At 56.0% G+C, this 17,892-nt stretch carries 17 protein-coding genes; 13 read left to right on the forward strand and 4 right to left on the reverse strand.

All coding sequences use genetic code 11. The annotated features are described in order from the left end of the window. Positions 1–2: 2 nt before the first annotated feature. On the reverse strand, positions 3–920 hold the full coding sequence (locus KI811_RS13605) for an ABC transporter substrate-binding protein (protein WP_281874162.1): 918 nt from the start codon (positions 918–920) through the stop codon (positions 3–5). 525 nt (positions 921–1,445) lie between these two features. Between KI811_RS13605 and KI811_RS13610 the strand changes: the two genes are divergently transcribed. The 3 genes from KI811_RS13610 to gptM all read left to right on the forward strand — a co-directional run bounded on the left by KI811_RS13610 (position 1,446) and on the right by gptM (position 5,009). Continuing rightward, positions 1,446–3,350, forward strand: a complete 1,905-nt coding sequence (locus KI811_RS13610; RefSeq protein ID WP_214187025.1) for a TonB-dependent receptor plug domain-containing protein — start codon at positions 1,446–1,448, stop codon at positions 3,348–3,350. 113 nt (positions 3,351–3,463) lie between these two features. After that, on the forward strand, positions 3,464–3,589 hold the full coding sequence (locus KI811_RS18805) for a hypothetical protein (protein ID WP_281415209.1): 126 nt from the start codon (positions 3,464–3,466) through the stop codon (positions 3,587–3,589). Positions 3,590–3,710: 121 nt separating this feature from the next. Continuing rightward, positions 3,711–5,009, forward strand: coding sequence for a geopeptide radical SAM maturase (gene gptM / locus KI811_RS13615; protein WP_214187026.1), 1,299 nt, complete (start codon positions 3,711–3,713; stop codon positions 5,007–5,009). Positions 5,010–5,060: 51 nt separating this feature from the next. Here gptM and KI811_RS13620 read toward each other — a convergent pair whose 3' ends face one another. From KI811_RS13620 to lptF, 3 genes are read right to left on the reverse strand one after another with little or no spacing between them, the layout of a single operon-like run. Further along, the gene (locus KI811_RS13620) at positions 5,061–6,011 is read right to left on the reverse strand and encodes an IPT/TIG domain-containing protein (RefSeq protein WP_214187027.1); all 951 of its coding nucleotides are present in this window, start codon (positions 6,009–6,011) and stop codon (positions 5,061–5,063) included. 56 nt (positions 6,012–6,067) lie between these two features. Then, positions 6,068–7,147 (reverse strand): LPS export ABC transporter permease LptG, encoded by a 1,080-nt coding sequence (gene lptG, locus KI811_RS13625; protein WP_214187028.1) that lies wholly within the window; start codon positions 7,145–7,147, stop codon positions 6,068–6,070. Then, complete coding sequence (lptF, locus tag KI811_RS13630; protein ID WP_214187029.1) at positions 7,144–8,313, reverse strand: LPS export ABC transporter permease LptF; 1,170 nt, start codon at positions 8,311–8,313, stop codon at positions 7,144–7,146. Before lptF ends, lptG begins: the two co-directional genes overlap by 4 nt. A gap of 204 nt (positions 8,314–8,517) precedes the next feature. Here lptF and rpsB point away from each other — a divergent pair, with 204 nt between their 5' ends. The 10 genes from rpsB (at position 8,518) to ilvD (ending at position 17,880) form a co-directional block, all read left to right on the forward strand. Then, the gene (gene rpsB / locus KI811_RS13635) at positions 8,518–9,273 is read left to right on the forward strand and encodes a 30S ribosomal protein S2 (protein ID WP_214187030.1); all 756 of its coding nucleotides are present in this window, start codon (positions 8,518–8,520) and stop codon (positions 9,271–9,273) included. Between the two features lie 91 nt (positions 9,274–9,364). Then, on the forward strand, positions 9,365–10,015 hold the full coding sequence (tsf, locus tag KI811_RS13640; RefSeq protein ID WP_214187031.1) for a translation elongation factor Ts: 651 nt from the start codon (positions 9,365–9,367) through the stop codon (positions 10,013–10,015). Between the two features lie 95 nt (positions 10,016–10,110). After that, positions 10,111–10,830, forward strand: coding sequence for a UMP kinase (gene pyrH / locus KI811_RS13645; protein WP_004512115.1), 720 nt, complete (start codon positions 10,111–10,113; stop codon positions 10,828–10,830). A 1-nt stretch (position 10,831) separates the two neighbouring features. Further along, a complete protein-coding gene (frr, locus tag KI811_RS13650) occupies positions 10,832–11,389 on the forward strand; it encodes a ribosome recycling factor (protein WP_214187032.1) in 558 nt (185 codons plus the stop codon). A gap of 118 nt (positions 11,390–11,507) precedes the next feature. Beyond that, positions 11,508–12,248 carry an undecaprenyl pyrophosphate synthase gene (gene uppS / locus KI811_RS13655; protein ID WP_214187033.1) on the forward strand — a complete coding sequence of 247 codons (741 nt, stop codon included), beginning with the start codon at positions 11,508–11,510 and terminating at the stop codon, positions 12,246–12,248. Between the two features lie 2 nt (positions 12,249–12,250). Then, a complete protein-coding gene (locus KI811_RS13660; RefSeq protein ID WP_214187101.1) occupies positions 12,251–13,078 on the forward strand; it encodes a phosphatidate cytidylyltransferase in 828 nt (275 codons plus the stop codon). 18 nt (positions 13,079–13,096) lie between these two features. Then, the gene (locus KI811_RS13665) at positions 13,097–14,251 is read left to right on the forward strand and encodes a 1-deoxy-D-xylulose-5-phosphate reductoisomerase (RefSeq protein ID WP_214187034.1); all 1,155 of its coding nucleotides are present in this window, start codon (positions 13,097–13,099) and stop codon (positions 14,249–14,251) included. 32 nt (positions 14,252–14,283) lie between these two features. After that, entirely contained in the window at positions 14,284–15,351 is a 1,068-nt protein-coding gene (gene rseP, locus KI811_RS13670; protein WP_214187035.1) for an RIP metalloprotease RseP, read from the forward strand. Beyond that, positions 15,351–16,043, forward strand: a complete 693-nt coding sequence (gene tsaB / locus KI811_RS13675) for a tRNA (adenosine(37)-N6)-threonylcarbamoyltransferase complex dimerization subunit type 1 TsaB (protein ID WP_214187036.1) — start codon at positions 15,351–15,353, stop codon at positions 16,041–16,043. Before rseP ends, tsaB begins: the two co-directional genes overlap by 1 nt. A gap of 175 nt (positions 16,044–16,218) precedes the next feature. After that, positions 16,219–17,880: a dihydroxy-acid dehydratase gene (gene ilvD / locus KI811_RS13680; protein ID WP_214187037.1), complete on the forward strand. Its 1,662-nt coding sequence runs from the start codon at positions 16,219–16,221 to the stop codon at positions 17,878–17,880. Positions 17,881–17,892 lie beyond the last annotated feature (12 nt).

A 17,892-nucleotide genomic window follows, 5' to 3' on the forward strand; every position in this document is an offset into this window, starting at 1 on the left:
TCCTAGCGTATGACCTTGGCCCGGCTCAGAACCTCTTCGTTAAGGGAGAGGCCAAGCTTGCGCGCTATCTTGCTGTTTATCATGATGACCGCGCCATGCGGTTCGCTGCGCGGGATGCTCTCGGGAGGGGTTCCCGACAGAATCTTTCTGACCATCTCACCGGCCTGCCGTCCCACCTCGTACGGATCAACATCGAGCGCCATGAGCGCTCCCATCTGAACATACTTGTCTGAAAACGTGATGATGGGAATCCTGTTGTTCAGGGAGAAGAGCAGGAGGTATTCGACCGTTTCCGGTGTAAGAATCGTTGCATCGGGAAGCATGAGGAATGCCTCGATGTCTCCCTTCATCCCTTCGACAAGGTTCAGGGCATCGCGCGATGAACGGACTTCCCGCGCCACGAGGTCGATACCGAGAGATCGTGCCATTGCCTGCGTTTTACGGAAAAGGGCTCCGCTTCGCGCCGGGTTGTACAGGGTCCCCACACGTTTGAGCCGAGGCAGTGCCTTTTGTGCTGAAATCAATTGCCGCTCCGGCGCCACGTGCATGCCAATTCCGGTGATGTTTGATCCTGTCGTGAGGGTATTATGCTGATCGAAGACCATCAGGTAGACGATGGGAGTGTCCTTGATTTTCTTTACCCTGTTCATGGCTTCCGTGCCGATGGCCACAATCACATCGGGCCGTTCATCCCGAACCGATTTTGCCGCATCGAGGCCGTCAAGGTCAGACAAAACCAGTTTCTTGATGTTACCGGTCACGGCACTTCGCACTCCTTTGGCCGCTTCCTCATAAGGTGCGACCCTGAGGCTTTGCAGAACGAGCACCTTCCGAGCCGCCTCGCAGGGCCAAGCAGGGAGTAACAAGGTGAAGGCAAGGGCGAGAGTGGCGAGCATCCGGAAGAGGATAGAACTGTTCACATCCCTTCGCCGAAGCAACGTCCGGTTTCCATGCCTATTGCCGAAGTCCCTGCCATGGGTTGGATTACGGTCTTGTCGGCGATTTGACATTTTAGAAATAGTGTCTGCCAATTTTTTGTTTGCCTAAGTCGTTAATTTGACTCGATTTGTAGCGCGAGTATAGAGCTAAATCGCTGGATGTTCATGGAAAACAGGACTCCTGCCGCTGTGTTGAATGTGGAGAGTCAGTAAGGACAGAGAACTGTGCGATTTTAGTGCCATTTAGGCAATAATACCGAAGTGTTGATCATTTTGTGGTGCAAAAACATTTGTGAATAATCCGGCTAATGATAATTAGCCTTTATTTCTCGTCATATTTAAGGTTGCTATTAATTTTATTTAAACATTTTGTGCATAAATAGAATTATATGCCTCGAAAAGGAGTACTTTTTGCATATTCTCATTTCTTGAAAAATGCATTACTAACTGCAATATCGTGGCAGGGCCTAAGTATATTGAGGGCTTCTGTGGGTTGGAGGAAGATGGATGACGTTTCGGGATAAGATCATCGAGAAACGGATTTCTGTGGCCACGGCCGCCTGTGCAGGGGCTTTACTGTGGCTCGGTTGCTCAGTGGTCCCGGCTTGGGCTGATAATGACGAAATGAAAGTGCTTGAGATGTTTTATGAGGACAAGGAACTCGTGGTTACTCCCACGCGGGATCCGAAGCCGATCTCGCAGGTTGCCGAAAACGTGACCGTCATAACCGCCAAGGAGATTCAGGCCCTCAATGCCCATACTCTGGCGGAGGTGCTTAATACCGTTCCGGGAATCCATGTGGAACCACGGGTGACGCCGGGGGGGTTATCCCCCACGGTTTCCATTCAGGGGTCCGAAAGCAACCATGTCCGGGTGATCATGGACGGGGTCACCATCAACAACGTTTCCGACTTTGTGGCGGATCTGGGGGCCATCCCGGTTCAACGCATCGCTGCGGTGGAGATAATCAAGGGGCCTGCCTCCTCGGCGTGGGGCTCCTCCCTGGGGGGGATCATTAATATCATCACTAAATCCCCTGACGAGTCCCGAAGCGTGGGTGGCATGGTTTCGGCCTCCATGGGCGAGCGTACGACCGGCGATTTTCGCCTGGAGCTCTCCGGCACTCGTTCTTCTCTTGGGTATTACCTTGCCGCCGACGGCATAACCTCCGACGGTCTCCTTCCCCATACGAACGTGGGCAGCGGCAGCGTGTACGGCAAATTGACCTGGGAACCCCATGAGGATACCCGTGTGTTTGCCACCTACAGCTATTCCCGTGGGACGCGGGGGGTGGGGGAGTTTCCTCAATACGGATTGCAGGACGGGGACTACGAGCACTTGATTGCAACCCTTGGCATGAGCCATGCCTTGAGTGAAAGTCTTGATCTGGATATCACGGGCCGTTTCTCGCGCCGCGATTACAGTGACGCTTCTAGTGCGCTGGGAACTGGAGAGGAATTGAGCAACAACAGGTATGAGCAGCCCAACCTCGGTGCAAGTGCCAAGCTAGCCTGGCGGACGGGAATCCACAGCGTCAACATCGGAACCGATTACGATAACGGCACAATAGAAGCAGAGTTAAGTGAAAACGGCGGAACGGTTCGGTCAAAGACCCATGGTCGCCTGGAGCGGCGGGCTATCTTCGCCAACGATACGATCGTCTGGAACAGCTGGTCGATCACTCCCGGTATTCGCTACGACTGGACCAGTACCAGCGATGATTTTTTCAGTCCGAGCCTTGGGGTGACGTATAACCTGAGCGAATACACTGTACTGCGAGCCTATGTGGCCCGGGGATTTAATATCCCTTCTTTGACCGCAACTACCGTTGGCGCGCGAGGATTGCAGCCAAATCCCCATCTGGAAGTGGAGAAGGTTTGGTCCTATCAGATTGGCTTCGAAACGACCCTTCTCAGGTATCTCTGGCTGAAGAACACCCTGTTCCGCCATGATGTTTCTGGCTTTCTTGCTTTTGAGACTAACAGTTATGTCAATCAGGGGAAGCAGCGTCGGCAGGGGATAGAGGTGGAGGTTAAAACCATCCCCTTTTTTGACACTACCATTTCAGCCGGCTATACCTTCATCGATGCCCATGATCGGCTCTCTGAGGAACGTGTACCGAACATTCCCCGGCAGACCTGGGATGTTACCGTGAACTATGACGACCGGAAGTTCCTGCGTGGGGGGCTTGTTGGGCGCTACACCTGGTGGAACGCCCAGGGTGATTTGAACGGCCGCTATTCCGCTATGATCTGGGACCTGACCAGTGGGGTACGGTTTCCGTCCGCCAACAAGCTCGGGGGGGAGTTCTTTTTCGTTGCCCATAACGTCTTCAATGGATCCCAGTACCTCAGTGATCTGGCCAAGAGTCCGGGTCGCTGGTTCGAGGGGGGGGTCCGCTTCAGCTTTTGAGTTGAAATTAATCGGAACATTTGGTAATTACAAATTGTTTTTTTCTTGATTTCAGACGGGGGAAAAGTAGAATAGCGTTTTAGGAGCAACATCTCACCAGGAGGGAGGCACTTATGCAACAGGATGTTAGAGTCGCGAAGGCTGAAGAGATGGCGGAGGTGATGGTCGTGTCGGAGGGGACAAGCGGTTCCGAGCCGCAAATCGGTATCTGCTTCGGCTCATACTTCATTATCAGGTGATCGAGCACAAGTAGTTTTGGCAAAAGGGGGAAAGCTTTCCCCCTTTTTTTATGGAAGCTCACCATTGCCCGGATCTGACCCGGTAAATCATTAAGATCCGTTGGCGCCAGGGAGGGCCGCCATGCACCTTTCCCGTTATCTCAAAAGGTACCCCTGCCCCGAGCGGCCGGGGCACCTAATCCTCTTTTCTACCAGAACCGCCGCCATCGCCGTTGTGCCTGAGAATGTCGTTGCCGATATCGAGCAGGGAACAATCAGCCCTACAACCGCCGAAACTCTCTCACGCCTCGGATTTCTCGTCCCCAATCCCGAAGTCGAGGCGGAACAGGTACGTCAGTTGTTCACGATGATCAATGGGCAGCGCACCGTTGCCACCATCATCGCCGTTCTGAACATGGACTGCAACCTGGCCTGCACCTACTGTTTCGAGGGTGGCCTGAAGGGAAAACGGTACATGGATTCTGCAACGGCAGAACGGCTGGTTTCTATTCTGGACCGCCGTTACCTCGCTGACGGCGTCTCCCTCAATCTGGATTTTTACGGCGGGGAACCGCTCCTGAGCATCAACCTGATCCGTTCCATCACCACGAGGCTGAAAGAGCTTTCTGCCGCGCATGGGCTCTCCTGTTCCTTCGGCATGGTCAGCAACGGTACGCTGCTAACCGGCGATGTGGCTCGCGAACTGGCCTCGCTCGGCGTTACCGGGGTCCAGGTCACCCTTGACGGCATCCGCGAGAACCATGATCGATACAGGCCCTTTGTCTCCGGAAAGGGAAGCTTTGATGTGATAGTGCGGAATCTGCTGGAAGCGTGCGATCTGCTCGATATCAGCATCGTCTGCAACTACACCCAGGAGAACTACCAGGGATTTCCCTCCCTGCTCGATTACCTCCTCGAAGTAGGCCTGAAGCCCGAACGGATTGCCTCTGTTAATTTCGCCCCCATCTCCCGGATCGGCGCAGGTGAGCTCCCGCCCGAGTTCAGCGATAGCTGTGCCTCCCACAACCTGCCGTGGGTTTACGAATCGCAGCTCTTGTTACGTCAGGAGGCTCTGAAGCGGGGCTACTCAGTGGCGAAGCTCCGCCCGCCGCTCTGCATGGTGGAACTGGCCCATGATCTCGTGGTTACCCATGACGGGGAATTGTACAAGTGCCCGGCTTTCATGGGGCGGAAGGGGCTTGCGGTTGGTACGCTGGAAACGGGCGTCACGGACTACCGGGAATCTCACAATCTCGACCTCTGGAAAAATGAGGAATGTCTCAACTGTGAGTATCTCCCCTTCTGCTACGGCGGGTGCAGGCTTTCGCGGCTCGCGCAGACGGGGGAGATTAAGGGTGTGGACTGCCGAAGGGACTACTACGAAGCATCCCTTGAGCGGTATGTCCGGCAGGAGATGGCCAACACGTCCCGTAAACGATGACTTTGCCGGAGACGAATGTGATCCCGTGAAGCACTGCGCGATCGGTGGGGGTTACGGCACTGTCACCTGCACTACCGAGCTTGTCTCGCCATTGGGGTTAATCACCTGAATCCTCAGATCCTTATCCGTCGGATCGGCGGGATAGCGCTGGTAGACCAGTTTCGAGCAGTCCACAAAAGTCAGGAACTCCCGTTCCCCTGACGGAGGTGCACCCGCCCTGAGCAGTTTGCCGGCTCCCGCGTTCAGTCCCACCTGTAGACTGTTTTCTTCCACTACTATTGTTGTCCCTGGCTGGAAATTCTTCCCTTCGATAACCAACTTGTAATAGGTGACCGATGCGTCGCTCCTCGTAACGCTGAAAATTTCCGGGGTTGCCACGATGGCAAGGGTCATGGGGGTGGTGAAGGTGTCGTCGGGATTTTTGACTTGGACCTGATGGAGTCCTCCAGGGGCTTGGGGGACAGTGAAGGTGAGAGATTGCTCCGAACCGAAGCTGCTCTTCACCACCGATCCATCGAAAAGCACTTGGCTTGATGGCTGGAAATTGCGGCCGGTGATGGATAGGACGCGTTCGCCCGCCGAGGAGCAGACGCTGATGGTGTCGGGAGAAATGGATTCGACAAAGGGTTTCGGCGCCTGGATCGAGAAATTGTAGGTACGGCTTGTGGCGCCGTCGCGTTTGAGGAAAAGGGCGTAAAGTCCCGGAGGGAGTTTCGGGATGGTGAAAGTGAGCAGTTCCGGACCAACGACTGTGGTCGGCACTTCGATTGTGCCCAGGAATGCTGAGGTCTTCGCGGTAAAGCCGGTTCCCGAAAGGGTAACGGTGATATTCGGCTCGCCCTGGGCCGGAATGATGCTCAGGATATTGGGAGCAGGGGGGAGGGCCGGTCTCTCTGCCACCGTTGAGCTTGTCTTCTTGGACTTGGTTTGAGGGGCGCCCTGGGCGGTCACCGCAGACAGCAGCGCCGCAAGCGCCACCAGTGCAATTCCACGTTGTTTCATGAGGTCTCCCGTCTGAAGCGTACTCCGCACCAATTAAATCACCCGTTAGCGCGATGTCAACGGTTGAGCGTCATGGCGAGCCAGATGCCCGAGAGGGCAAAAATGACGTTTGCCGCCCACGCTGAAACCAGGGAGGGAAGGACGCCGGTCTGGCCGAAGGAGATGAGAATGGCGTTGATGATGAAGTAGGCGAAGCCGAAACCGATACTGGCACCAATGCCAAGGGCGACACCGCTGGAGCGGCTTCCCCGCAGTGCGAACGGGATGCCGAGAAAGGCCATGATGAGCGACGCAAAGGGAAGCGATATTTTAGAATGCATCTGGGCTTCGTAACGGGTGGTTTCGTACCCCCCCTTTTTCAGCTTTTGGATATACTCTCTCAGCTTCAGAAATCCCATGTTGTCAGCGTATTTGTCCACCACTTTGAGGTCTTCTATCTGGAGGTTGAGGTTGACCGGTATACTGGCGATCTGGGTTGTTTTGGCAACGCCGCCGCCCTGGAAATCCCGCACGGTGACTTTCCAGAGAGTCCATTGGCCACCGTCCCAACTCCCCTGTTCTGCATCTATTCTCCGGGAAGGAGTCATCCCCTCCGAAAAAGACCACAGTGTTACCCCCCTCAACGTCTGATGGTCGGGATCAAAGGCCCGTGCCATGAGTATCGCCTTGTTGTCCTTGTGCCAGATATTGTTCTGGCGGAAGAACGTATTAGAGCTCTTTTTCCTGATGAGGACCTCCTCGATGAAGCGCATCTGGCTGTAGGTCTTCGGCAGAATCAGCTCGTTGGACACGATAACGAAAAGGCTGGCAGCGCAGGCTATGGCCAGGATTGGCGCACTGATTTTGCGGAGGCTCACGCCACAACTGCGCATGGCGATGATCTCGCTGTTGCGCGACAGCATCCCCAGCGTCAGCAGCGTGGCCATGAGTACCGCAAGAGGAATTACCTGGGTGGCGATTTCGGGGATCTTGTAGAGGAAGAACCGGGCAACATGTATCCACAGGGGATCGAAGCGAAGAAAACGTCCGATCTTTTCCAGAAAATCAATCACCAGGTAGATGGCTATGAATGATGCAAGGCAGAGCCAGAAAACCCGCAGATAGGCGGAGGCTATGTAACGAGTCAGGATGCTCACGCAGCCTTCCTCCGGTGGAGCCACTCCCGCGCCTCTCCGATAAGGGTTCGCCCCCTGTCGATCAGTGGAAAGGGACGTTCAGTCGCCGCGAGCCTCAGCAGGTAAATGCCAAAGGCGGTGAAGAAGACATTGGGGAGCCAGACAGCTAGCGGGATGGGAAGGATTTCCTTCTCCGCAATGGTTTTGCCGGCGGACATGACCACGTAGTACAGCATGAGGATGATGATGCCCGCTGAAAAGCCTCCTGCTCTTCCCGACCGCTGGTTCTGGATGCCGAGCGGAACGCCTACCATTGCGAATACGATGCAGGCGAAGGGGAGCGCAAATCGTTTATGAAGCTCAATTGAGACATCGCGGCGGAACTTTTCGTTGTTCTGTCGGTTCCCGCGACTGGCAATAAGCTGCGTGAGGGTCATATCCTGTTCGTCGAGTTGGTTTTTTTTCGCATTCTGGCGCAGGTCCACATGGAGGTCGTAGCTGCGGAACTCAACAAGACGGTAGCCTCCAGGATCTATCCCCCGATGAATGCTCCCGTTTACAAGGTGAAGTCGGACGTTTTTTTCTTCGGGGGCTGCCGCGATTACTCCGGTTGAGGCGAAGATTGTCATTGGTTCTTCCGGGTTGCGCTCGTCATGGATCAGGATGCCTGATATCTTGTGGCTTGCCTGGTCATAATCGTCAATATACACAACCAAGCCGGGGAAATCGTCGATAAATACCTTTTCCTTGATGGTTGTGGCAGCCCGTGACTCAATAACCTCGTAGAGAAATCGCTTGAAGGAGGTATTGCCCCAGGGGAGTGCATAGACCGTTATGAACGTCGTGACGAGATAGGCAAGGACGGCGAACGTGAAGACTGGCGTGAGAAGCGATCCGAGACCAACCCCCCCCGCCTTCATGGCTGTTACTTCGCTGTCCGCCGACAGTCTGCCGAAGGAAAGAAGTACCGCCAGCAGAAATGCCATGGGGATTGCAACGAGCAAGAAAGAAGGAAGCATGTAGAGGATGAGTCGACAAACGTCAAGGAATGGCACCCCCTTGGCGAAGACCATCTCTGCCAGTTTGAGCAGGCGCCCCATGAGAAGTACAAAGGTAAAAACCGCCATGCCGAGGACGAACGGAACGGCGGTTTCCTTGAAAATGTAACGGAACAGAATGCTGGTCATGGAGGCGCGATGATACACGAAGGCATGGGGGTTGTAAATAACGGAGGGGTGCACATCACAGTTTGCCCTTGTCAATTGTCTGCTCATGTGCTATACGAGTTCGGTTTCTAATTCGCACGCTTTCTGTCCGGCCGGTGGTGTCCGCGTCTGATGCGGGTTCCGGCTGTCGGGGAAGCGGAGGCACAACCAAAAAGGAGAAAAAGTATGTCCAGTGTAACAATGAAGGAGCTGCTGGAGGCCGGCGTCCATTTCGGCCACCAAACCAAGAGATGGAATCCGAAGATGAAGCCGTACATTTTCGGGGCACGGAACGGGATTTATATCATTGATCTCCAGAAGACCGTCCGCCTGTTCAAAAATGCTTACAGCTTTGTTCGCGAGTGTGCCCAGGCCGGTGAGACGATTCTCTTTGTCGGGACCAAGAAGCAGGCCCAGGACGCCATTGGTGAGGAGGCGTCGCGTTGCAACATGTATTATGTTAACCAACGCTGGCTTGGCGGGATGCTTACGAACTTCGCCACCGTGAAGCAGAGCATCGATCGCCTCAAGCGCCTTGATGCCATGTTTGCAGATGGTACCGTTGAGGCCTACACCAAGAAGGAAGCCCTCCAGTTGGAAAAAGAGCGCCAGAAGCTTGAAAAGACCCTCGGCGGCATCAAGGGGATGGGGAAGGTTCCCGGTGCGCTTTTCGTGGTTGACCCGAAGAACGAGACGATTGCCATCAGCGAAGCCAAAAAGCTCGGCATTCCAGTCGTGGCGGTTGTTGATACCAACTGCGACCCGGATCCGATTGATTATGTCATTCCCGGAAACGACGACGCAATTCGAGCCATCCGTCTCCTGACCTCTAAGATGGCCGATGCGGTTCTCGAAGGTGCCCAGGCTCGGGATGCGCAGTTGCAGACCGGCGAAGAAGAGATGGCTGCTGCCGAAGGTGAGTCGGAGCAGGTAGAAGCGTAAGGTTATTAACCCCTGTCCGTTTGGCGCGGGGCGTATTTCATTCAATTCAAAGAACAGGCCGACGCTCGTCGGCCCTGTCCGGGAGGATACAGTGAGCATCACAGCTGCACAGGTAAATGAGCTGAGAAAAGCTACCGGAGCAGGACTTATGGACTGCAAGAAGGCCCTGGCCGAGACCGGCGGCGATCACGAAAAGGCCATCGACTATCTTCGGAAGAAGGGGCTTGCCGCCGCCTCCAAGAAAGCTGGTCGCGTTGCTTCTGAGGGCGCGGTGGGTTCCTACATTCACGCTGGCGGAAAAATCGGAGTTCTCGTCGAAGTCAACTGCGAGACCGACTTCGTTGCGCGTAACGAAAACTTCCAGGCTTTCGTGAAGGATATCGCCATGCACATTGCGGCGGCCGCTCCCCAGTATGTGCGCCGCGAAGAAGTAACCGCGGATGTTGTCGAGCGCGAGAAGGAAATCTACCGCGCCAAGGCACGGGAAACCGGCAAGCCTGAGAATATTATCGAGAAGATCATCGAGGGGCAGGTCAATAAGTTTTATGCCGACATCTGTCTCCTTGAGCAGCAATATGTGAAAGATTCGGATAAGACGGTCCAGCAGTTCCTCAACGAGACCATCGCGTCGATCGGCGAGAATATTTCGATTCGCCGCTTTGTACGGTACGCGCTGGGTGAGGGGCTTGCGAAGAAAGAAACCGATTTTGCAGCAGAGGTTGCTGCCGCTGCTGGTCTGTAAGAAGATGAACGGGCCGGCCATGCTCCATGGCCGGCCTTTTTTACGTCCACAGCAGAATATGAGTTCCATTTACCAGGCGTGAGGGCCGACACACCATGGGAACACCGTACTACAAGCGAGTATTATTGAAACTGTCCGGCGAGGCCCTTGCGGGCGACCAGGGCTACGGCATCGATCCTCTGACGATCACGACCATTGCCGCCGAGATCAAAGAGGTTGTGGCATCTGGGGCTCAACTTGCCCTCGTTATTGGAGGCGGGAATATTTTCCGCGGTCTGGCAGCTTCCTCCAAGGGGATGGACCGTGCCAGCGCCGACTACATGGGGATGCTGGCCACCATGATCAATTCACTGGCCATGCAGGACGCACTTGAAAAGATAGGAGTCGATACCAGGGTACAGTCGGCCATTGCCATGCAGGAGGTCGCAGAGCCGTACATCAGGCGGCGGGCCATGCGGCACCTGGAGAAGGGGCGGGTCGTCATATTCGGCGCCGGTACCGGTAACCCGTATTTTACCACCGATACAGCGGCAAGCCTGCGAGCCATGGAGATCGGAGCAGATGTTATTCTGAAGGGAACCAAGGTGGACGGCGTCTACTCGGCCGACCCCAAGAAGGATCCCACCGCCCAGAAATACCCCCGGCTCACGTATCTGGAGGTCCTCAAAAAAGGGCTTCAGGTAATGGATGCAACTGCTACCTCACTGTGTATGGACAACAATCTCCCCATCATCGTTTTTGACATCACCACATACGGCAACATAAAAAAGGTGGTGTGCGGTGAAGAGATCGGCACTGTTGTGAAAGGAGAATAGCATGACGAAAGAAGTCATTACCGACATGAAGGCGCACATGGAAAAGTCGGTTGACGCACTTCGCCGCGAGTACCAGAAGGTGCGCACCGGCAGGGCCACCACCGGGCTTCTCGACGATATCAAGGTCGAATACTACGGGAATCCCTCGCCCCTCAGTCAGGTGGCGACCCTTTCTGTCCCCGAGCCCCGAACGATAACCATCCAGCCTTGGGAGGCCAAGTTGATCCCGGTTATCGAAAAGGCGATCATGAACGCGAATCTTGGCTTTACCCCGGCCAATGACGGTAAGACGATCCGCATTTCCCTTCCGCCTCTTACCGAAGAGCGCCGGAAGGAAATCGTCAAAACGCTCAAGAAAATGGCTGAAGATACCAAGGTTGCGGTTCGCAACATTCGCCGTGACGGGATTGATAGCCTCAAGAAGCTGGAGAAGGATAAGAAGATTTCCGAAGACGATCTGAAGCGCGCCGAGAAGGAAGTGCAGGATGTTACGAACACGTTCGTGGCAAAGATTGACGAAGTCCTTACCCACAAAGAGAAAGAGGTTCTGGAGGTCTGATGCCGCGCTAAGCGGGAAAAAAGTATTTTTCCGCTTTTTGCTTGCGCACCAAGTGCTTTTATGCTTTAATCCCCTTTAACCCCTCAATTAAAGGGGATTTTTTGTTTCTGGGTATCCCATGTACGGTCTCTCACACGACAAACTTCCCCGCCACTTGGCCGTCATTATGGACGGAAACGGCCGTTGGGCTCAGGAGCGGATGCTCAAGAGAATCATTGGCCACCAGAAGGGGGTCGAGACGGTGCGGGTGATTGTTGAAGAGTGTTCCCGCCTTGGCATCAAGTATCTGACCCTCTTTGCCTTTTCCGCAGAGAACTGGCTCCGCCCCAAAACAGAAGTGAAAGCCCTCATGTCACTTCTCAAGAAGTACATCAGGGTCGAAACAGCACGGATGATTGACAGCAATATACGGTTCAACGTGATCGGTGCCCGGCAGGAACTGCCGCCGGACGTGAATCAGGCTGTGCAGGAGGCCATTGACAGGACAGCGCGCAATACAGGTATGGTGCTGACGCTTGCCCTTTCCTACGGTGCGCGCCAGGAAATTCTCATGGCTGCCGAGCGCATTGCTGCCGACCTCTCCTCAGGCCGTCTCTCCTCTGGCGATATTGACGAGAAAACCTTCTCCTCATACCTGTTTACGTCTGGCATGCCCGATCCCGATTTCCTCATCAGAACGAGCGGCGAGATGCGGATCAGTAATTTCCTCCTCTGGCAACTCGCTTACACAGAGCTCTATTTTACCGAGGTCAACTGGCCCGAGTTCACCGCAAAGGAGCTCCACCGTGCTCTGCACGACTATCAGTCCCGCGAGCGGCGCTTCGGCCGTACGAGTGCCCAGCTGCAGAACAGGAGCTGACCATCAAGCGTCTACTGACCGGGGCCATTGCCCTGCCTCTGCTGATATTGTTCATCCTTAAAGCGAGCGTCTTTGTCTTTGCCTGCTTTGTTGGTCTCCTGGTGTTACTCGGTCTGGGTGAGTTCTACCGGATGGCACTCCCGAAACGGCCCGTGGTAGGAAACGTTGCGTCGCTGTCCGGGATGCTCGTCCTGCCTGTTTTAGTCAGCCCTGAGTTGCTACTGCGTTTTGTGTCGGTCCCTGCCGGGAACGGCGTGTTGTTCGCTCTTACGCTTCTTTTTCTCGCCGTTGCCATTTTTTTTCTCTTCAGTATCAGAGATATCCGTCAGAGCGCGGCCGAAGTAGCCCTCGTCTGGTTGGGATTCGCCTATGTCCCTTTACTCCTTTCGCACCTTGTCCTCCTCAGGGCTCTCCCTGATGGAGTCTCATGGGTGTTTCTGATGCTTCTGATAGTCATGTCCGGCGACACTGCGGCATACTATGTGGGAAGCACTCTCGGAAGACGGAAGCTTTACCCTGTTGTCAGTCCCAACAAGAGCATTGAAGGTGCTCTCGGCGGGCTCTGCGGGAGTCTTGCAGGTACCTTGATTGCAAAATACACGTTCTTGCATCAGCTAACTGTCGCCGACTGTGTGGTCACTGCTTTGGCCGTAGGGGCGTTGGGGCAGGTCGGAGATCTGTTTGAATCGCTTCTCAAGCGCAGCTTCGGCGTTAAGGATTCAGGCGTCATCATTCCTGGACACGGCGGCATCCTCGACCGGCTCGACAGCATTCTCTTTGCCGCACCCGCACTGTATTACTATGCCTATCTGGTAGTCGTGGCCCGATAGGTTTCCTGACGAGGGAACATGAAAAAGCTCACCATTCTTGGCTCAACCGGTTCCATCGGGACCAGCACCTTGGAGATCGTCGCTGCGCACCCGGACCGATTCCAGGTGATTGCCCTCACGGCGGGGAACAACCTGGAGCTTCTCAAACAACAGGTTGAAGCGTTTCGACCCAGGCTTGTCAGCGTTCTGACCGCTGAACTGGCCCGACAGCTGGATCGGATGCTCACGGGCCCAAAACCGGAAATCCATCATGGGGTTCCCGGACTTATCGCCGCTGCCACTGCCGGTGAGGCCGATGTCGTGGTTGCCGCTATTGTTGGCGCTGCCGGCCTCGTGCCGACCGCCGCCGCAATCAAGGCAGGCAAGGACGTCGCCCTGGCCAACAAGGAGACCCTGGTCACTGCCGGCCGGATCATGATGGATCTTGTCAGGGAAAAAGGGGTCCGGCTCTATCCTGTCGACAGCGAGCACTCGGCGGTCTTCCAGTCCCTTGAGGGGCAGAGCGGAAAGGACGTGAAGCGGATTATTCTGACCGCATCGGGGGGGCCATTTCTGAATCTTCCCCTTGACCGCCTTTCACGGGTTTCGGTCGCCGATGCCCTCAACCACCCCAACTGGAGCATGGGGCAAAAGATAACCATCGACTCGGCCACCATGATGAACAAGGGGCTGGAGGTGATTGAGGCCCGCTGGCTCTTTGACACGCCGGCGGAGCGGATTGCCGTGAACATTCACCCCCAGAGCATCATTCACTCCATGGTCGAGTATGTGGATGGCTGTGTTATGGCCCAGTTGGGAGTTCCCGACATGAAGGCTCCCATTGCCTATGCCTTGACCTATCCGGAACGGATTCCTACGGGGGTGAAGCCCCTTGACCTGACTGCGTTGTCAGGACTCACCTTCCTTGCTCCAGACTATCAGCGTTTCCCCGCCTTGAAACTGGCCTATGATGCCCTTGCTGCGGGAGAAAGCATGCCGGCGGTCATGAACGCCGCCAACGAGGTGGCTGTCGAGGCTTTCCTTAAGGGAAAAATCGGGTTTACCGGTATCGCCACGTCTATCGCTCGAACCATGGATGCACATGAGCCCCATACCCTTGCCACCATCGAGGATGTCCTTTCCTCTGACCTCTGGGCGAGGGAGAAGAGCAGGGAGCTCATCGGGTTGTCCTGACGGGATGTCCGTCACCTTTATCGAGGCACCAGATGACCAGTATCGTTTCGGCAATTATTGTTCTCGGCATACTCATCTTTGTTCACGAGTTTGGGCACTTCCTCTTTGCCAAGCTCTTTGGCGTCGGGGTCGAGAAGTTTTCCCTCGGCTTCGGGCCTAAGCTTATCGGAAAGAAGATGGGTGAAACCGAGTACCTCATTTCCGCGTTCCCCTTGGGGGGATACGTAAAAATGGTGGGCGAGGGTGGGGGTGACGAACTCTCTGACGAGGAAAAGGCCCGTTCCTTTGGGGAAAAATCGCCCCTCAGGCGTATTGGGATTGTGGTGGCAGGTCCCGGGTTCAACCTGATTTTTGCCTGGCTCGTATTCATTGCGGTATTCATGGTAGGTGTCCCCTCCGCGACCACCAAAATCGGCGAAGTGGTCAAGGACAAGCCGGCGGCCAGGGCTGGCATCGTTGCGGGCGACAGAATTACTGCTGTGAACGGCAAGAAGGTTGATCGCTGGGAGGAAATGGCCACGGAGATCGCGTCATCAAAAGGACCATCCCTCCTTGTTGAGATCAAGCGCGGCGGGGAGACGAAGGCTTTCCAGCTTAAACCCGAGATGAGGACCGGTAAGAATCTCCTCGGTGAAACCGTGACCTCACCCGTAATAGGGGTGGTTGCGGCGGGAGAGACGGTTATTGACCGCTATCCTCCCGGTGAAGCCTTCTCCCGGGGGAGTGTCCAGACCTGGAACGTTATCGAACTGACTGCCCTTTCCCTGGTGAGGATCATTGAGCGGGCCATCCCCCTCGACACCATCGGTGGCCCGATTATGATTGCCAAGATGGCCGGCCAGCAGGCTGAGGCTGGCGGGGTGAGCTTCCTTGCCTTCATGGCGCTCCTCTCGGTGAACCTGGGGGTACTCAATCTTCTCCCCATCCCGATTCTCGATGGTGGTCACCTCTTTTTCTACCTTTGGGAGTTGATCTTCCGGAGGCCGGTAAGTATGAGGGCTCGGGAAATTGCACAGCAGATTGGACTTGCGCTTCTCATCGGGCTCATGGTGCTTGCCTTTTACAACGATATCGCCCGCTACCTCGTGGGGAACGGGTAGTGAAGCTTCTTACCGTCGACACCTCTACCTCAACCTGCAGTGTGGCCCTTGCCATCGGTGGGCGCCTCATTGCCGAGTCCCTGCTTGACAGCGAGCGTACCCTTTCCGAGAGGCTCCTTGCATCGATCGACACGATACTTCGCGATGCCGGGCTCATTCTTGCCGATCTGGATGGCTTCGGGGTTGCCTTGGGGCCAGGCTCTTTCACTGGTGTCCGCATCGGGGTGTCGACCGTCAAGGGGCTTGCCTTGGCAACGGGAAAACCGGTGGCCGGTTTTTCATCCCTCGCCATGCTTGCACTTAACCTCCCGGTCAACTCACTTCCTGTCTGCACTCTTTTCGATGCGCGGAAAAAGGAAGTCTACGCAGGGATCTACCGTTGTGGCTCACTTCCCGAACCACTCCATGCCGACTGTGTCATGGCTCCGGAACGCTTCCTGGCTCTGGTCGACGGTCCGGCTCTTTTTGTCGGCAATGGGGCGCTCCGATACCACGAACTTATCGTGGAGACCCTTGGCGACCGTGCCGTTTTTGCGCCGGCCCACTGCCATCAGCCTCGGGCGGCGGCCGGTGCGGTTCTTGCCCTCGAGGTGTTCCGTTCTGGCGCGCTTACACCACTGCCTTTCCTGAACCCCACCTACATCCGTCCATCCGAGGCCGAACTGTCAAGAATGATGCGGGAAACGCTATAACGCCATTTTAATGGTGTTGACAGTCCCACCCGGATGTATTATTTTCACACTTTCCTTTTGTACTTCGATCTGTTTGAGATGATTGAATTTTGGATTATGCTCGCGAAACAGTTGGTCGGATCGAAGGCTCTTCTTGGGTACCACCCCATTTGATTTTACAGCAGAGGTTTTTCAGATGCGCAGTGACACGATAAAGCAGGGGATCGAACGGACTCCGCACCGAGCCCTCATCAAGGGAACCGGGGTTCCCCAAAGCGAGATGGCAAAACCCTTCATCGGCGTTGCCACCAGCTTCACTGACCTTATCCCCGGTCACGTCGGAATGCGTGACCTGGAGCGATTTATCGAGAAGGGAATCCACAGCGGCGGCGGTTACGCCTTTTTCTTCGGTATTCCCGGCGTCTGTGACGGCATCGCCATGGGGCACAAGGGGATGCACTACTCTCTCCCGACCCGCGAACTGATTGCCGACATGGTCGAGTCGGTGGCCGAAGCCCATCGCCTCGATGGCCTCGTGCTGCTCACCAACTGCGATAAAATCACCCCCGGTATGCTTATGGCGGCCGCTCGGCTCGATATCCCCGCCATCGTGGTAACCGCCGGCCCCATGATGGCTGGTCGCGGCGTGGAAGGGCGTCGCTTCTCCTTCGTGACTGACACCTTTGAGGCCATGGCCCGCTACAAGGCCGGTGTCATCGACGCGAAGGAACTCCAGGTCTGCGAGGACAACGCCTGCCCCGGCATGGGATCGTGCCAGGGGCTCTTTACCGCCAACACCATGGCGATTCTCACTGAAACCCTCGGCATGAGTCTCCCTCGTTGCGGGACGGCCCTGGCGGTTTCGGCCCTCAAGCGTCGCATTGCTTTTGCCTCGGGTGAGAAGATCGTGGATCTCGTCCGCAATGGGGTTACCCCGCGCCAGATCCTGACACGAGCTGCATTTGAAAACGCCATCCGGGTGGATCTCGCCCTCGGGGGTTCCTCCAATACGGTCCTCCACCTCCTGGCCATTGCCCGGGAGGCAGGGGTCGATCTCCCTCTCGAAACCTTCGATATCCTTTCCAAGGAGACGCCGCAGATTGCCTCCATGAATCCTGCTGGAGAGTATTTCATGGAGGACCTTGACGCGGCCGGCGGTGTTGTGGGGGTGTTGAAGCAACTCGGAGACGCCATTAAGGACAGCCCGACCGTCTTGGGGCTTACCACCCGTGAACTGGCCTCCACCGTGGAATCGGTGGATGAGCGGGTGATCCGTCCCGTTGCCGACCCGGTCAAGAAGGAGGGGGGAATCGCTGTCCTCTTCGGTAATCTCGCACCCAAAGGTGCCGTGGTGAAGCAGTCAGGGGTGTCTGCTCCCATGATGCAGTTCGAGGGGGTTGCCCGCTGTTTCGACTCGGAGGAACTCGCCATGGCCGCCCTCATGGGGGGGAAGATCACGTCCGGCGACGTGGTGGTCATTCGTTACGAAGGGCCCAAGGGTGGTCCGGGGATGCGGGAGATGCTCGCACCGACCGCAACCCTCATGGGACTCGGCCTCGGCGATTCCGTTGCCCTTATTACCGACGGCCGCTTTTCCGGCGGCACCCGCGGCCCCTGTATCGGCCACATATCCCCGGAGGCGGCAGAGGGGGGCCCCATAGCCCTGGTTGAAGAGGGGGACAGGATCCGTCTCGATATCCCCAACCGGAAGCTGGAGCTCCTTGTGGATGAGTCGACCCTCGCGGAGCGCCACAGCCGCTGGATAGCCCCCGAGCCCAAGATCAAGACCGGATGGCTTGCCCGCTACGCCAAGGTGGTTACTTCGGCATACACCGGCGCAGTTACCACCGCTGAGTAGGAGCGATTTCCC

Origin of the sequence: Geobacter hydrogenophilus (assembly GCF_018501225.1) — a bacterium.
GTDB lineage: Bacteria > Desulfobacterota > Desulfuromonadia > Geobacterales > Geobacteraceae > Geobacter > Geobacter hydrogenophilus.

Bases quoted from the DNA above. Each gene is read 5' to 3' on its own strand.
- KI811_RS13610 (WP_214187025.1), top strand. From the start codon at position 1,446: ATGACGTTTCGGGATAAGATCATCGAGAAACGGATTTCTGTGGCCACG.
- KI811_RS18805 (WP_281415209.1), top strand. From the start codon at position 3,464: ATGCAACAGGATGTTAGAGTCGCGAAGGCTGAAGAGATGGCGGAGGTG.
- gptM (WP_214187026.1), top strand. From the start codon at position 3,711: ATGCACCTTTCCCGTTATCTCAAAAGGTACCCCTGCCCCGAGCGGCCG.
- KI811_RS13620 (WP_214187027.1), bottom strand. From the start codon at position 6,011: ATGAAACAACGTGGAATTGCACTGGTGGCGCTTGCGGCGCTGCTGTCT.
- lptF (WP_214187029.1), bottom strand. From the start codon at position 8,313: ATGACCAGCATTCTGTTCCGTTACATTTTCAAGGAAACCGCCGTTCCG.
- rpsB (WP_214187030.1), top strand. From the start codon at position 8,518: ATGTCCAGTGTAACAATGAAGGAGCTGCTGGAGGCCGGCGTCCATTTC.
- pyrH (WP_004512115.1), top strand. From the start codon at position 10,111: ATGGGAACACCGTACTACAAGCGAGTATTATTGAAACTGTCCGGCGAG.
- frr (WP_214187032.1), top strand. From the start codon at position 10,832: ATGACGAAAGAAGTCATTACCGACATGAAGGCGCACATGGAAAAGTCG.
- uppS (WP_214187033.1), top strand. From the start codon at position 11,508: ATGTACGGTCTCTCACACGACAAACTTCCCCGCCACTTGGCCGTCATT.
- KI811_RS13665 (WP_214187034.1), top strand. From the start codon at position 13,097: ATGAAAAAGCTCACCATTCTTGGCTCAACCGGTTCCATCGGGACCAGC.
- rseP (WP_214187035.1), top strand. From the start codon at position 14,284: ATGACCAGTATCGTTTCGGCAATTATTGTTCTCGGCATACTCATCTTT.
- ilvD (WP_214187037.1), top strand. From the start codon at position 16,219: ATGCGCAGTGACACGATAAAGCAGGGGATCGAACGGACTCCGCACCGA.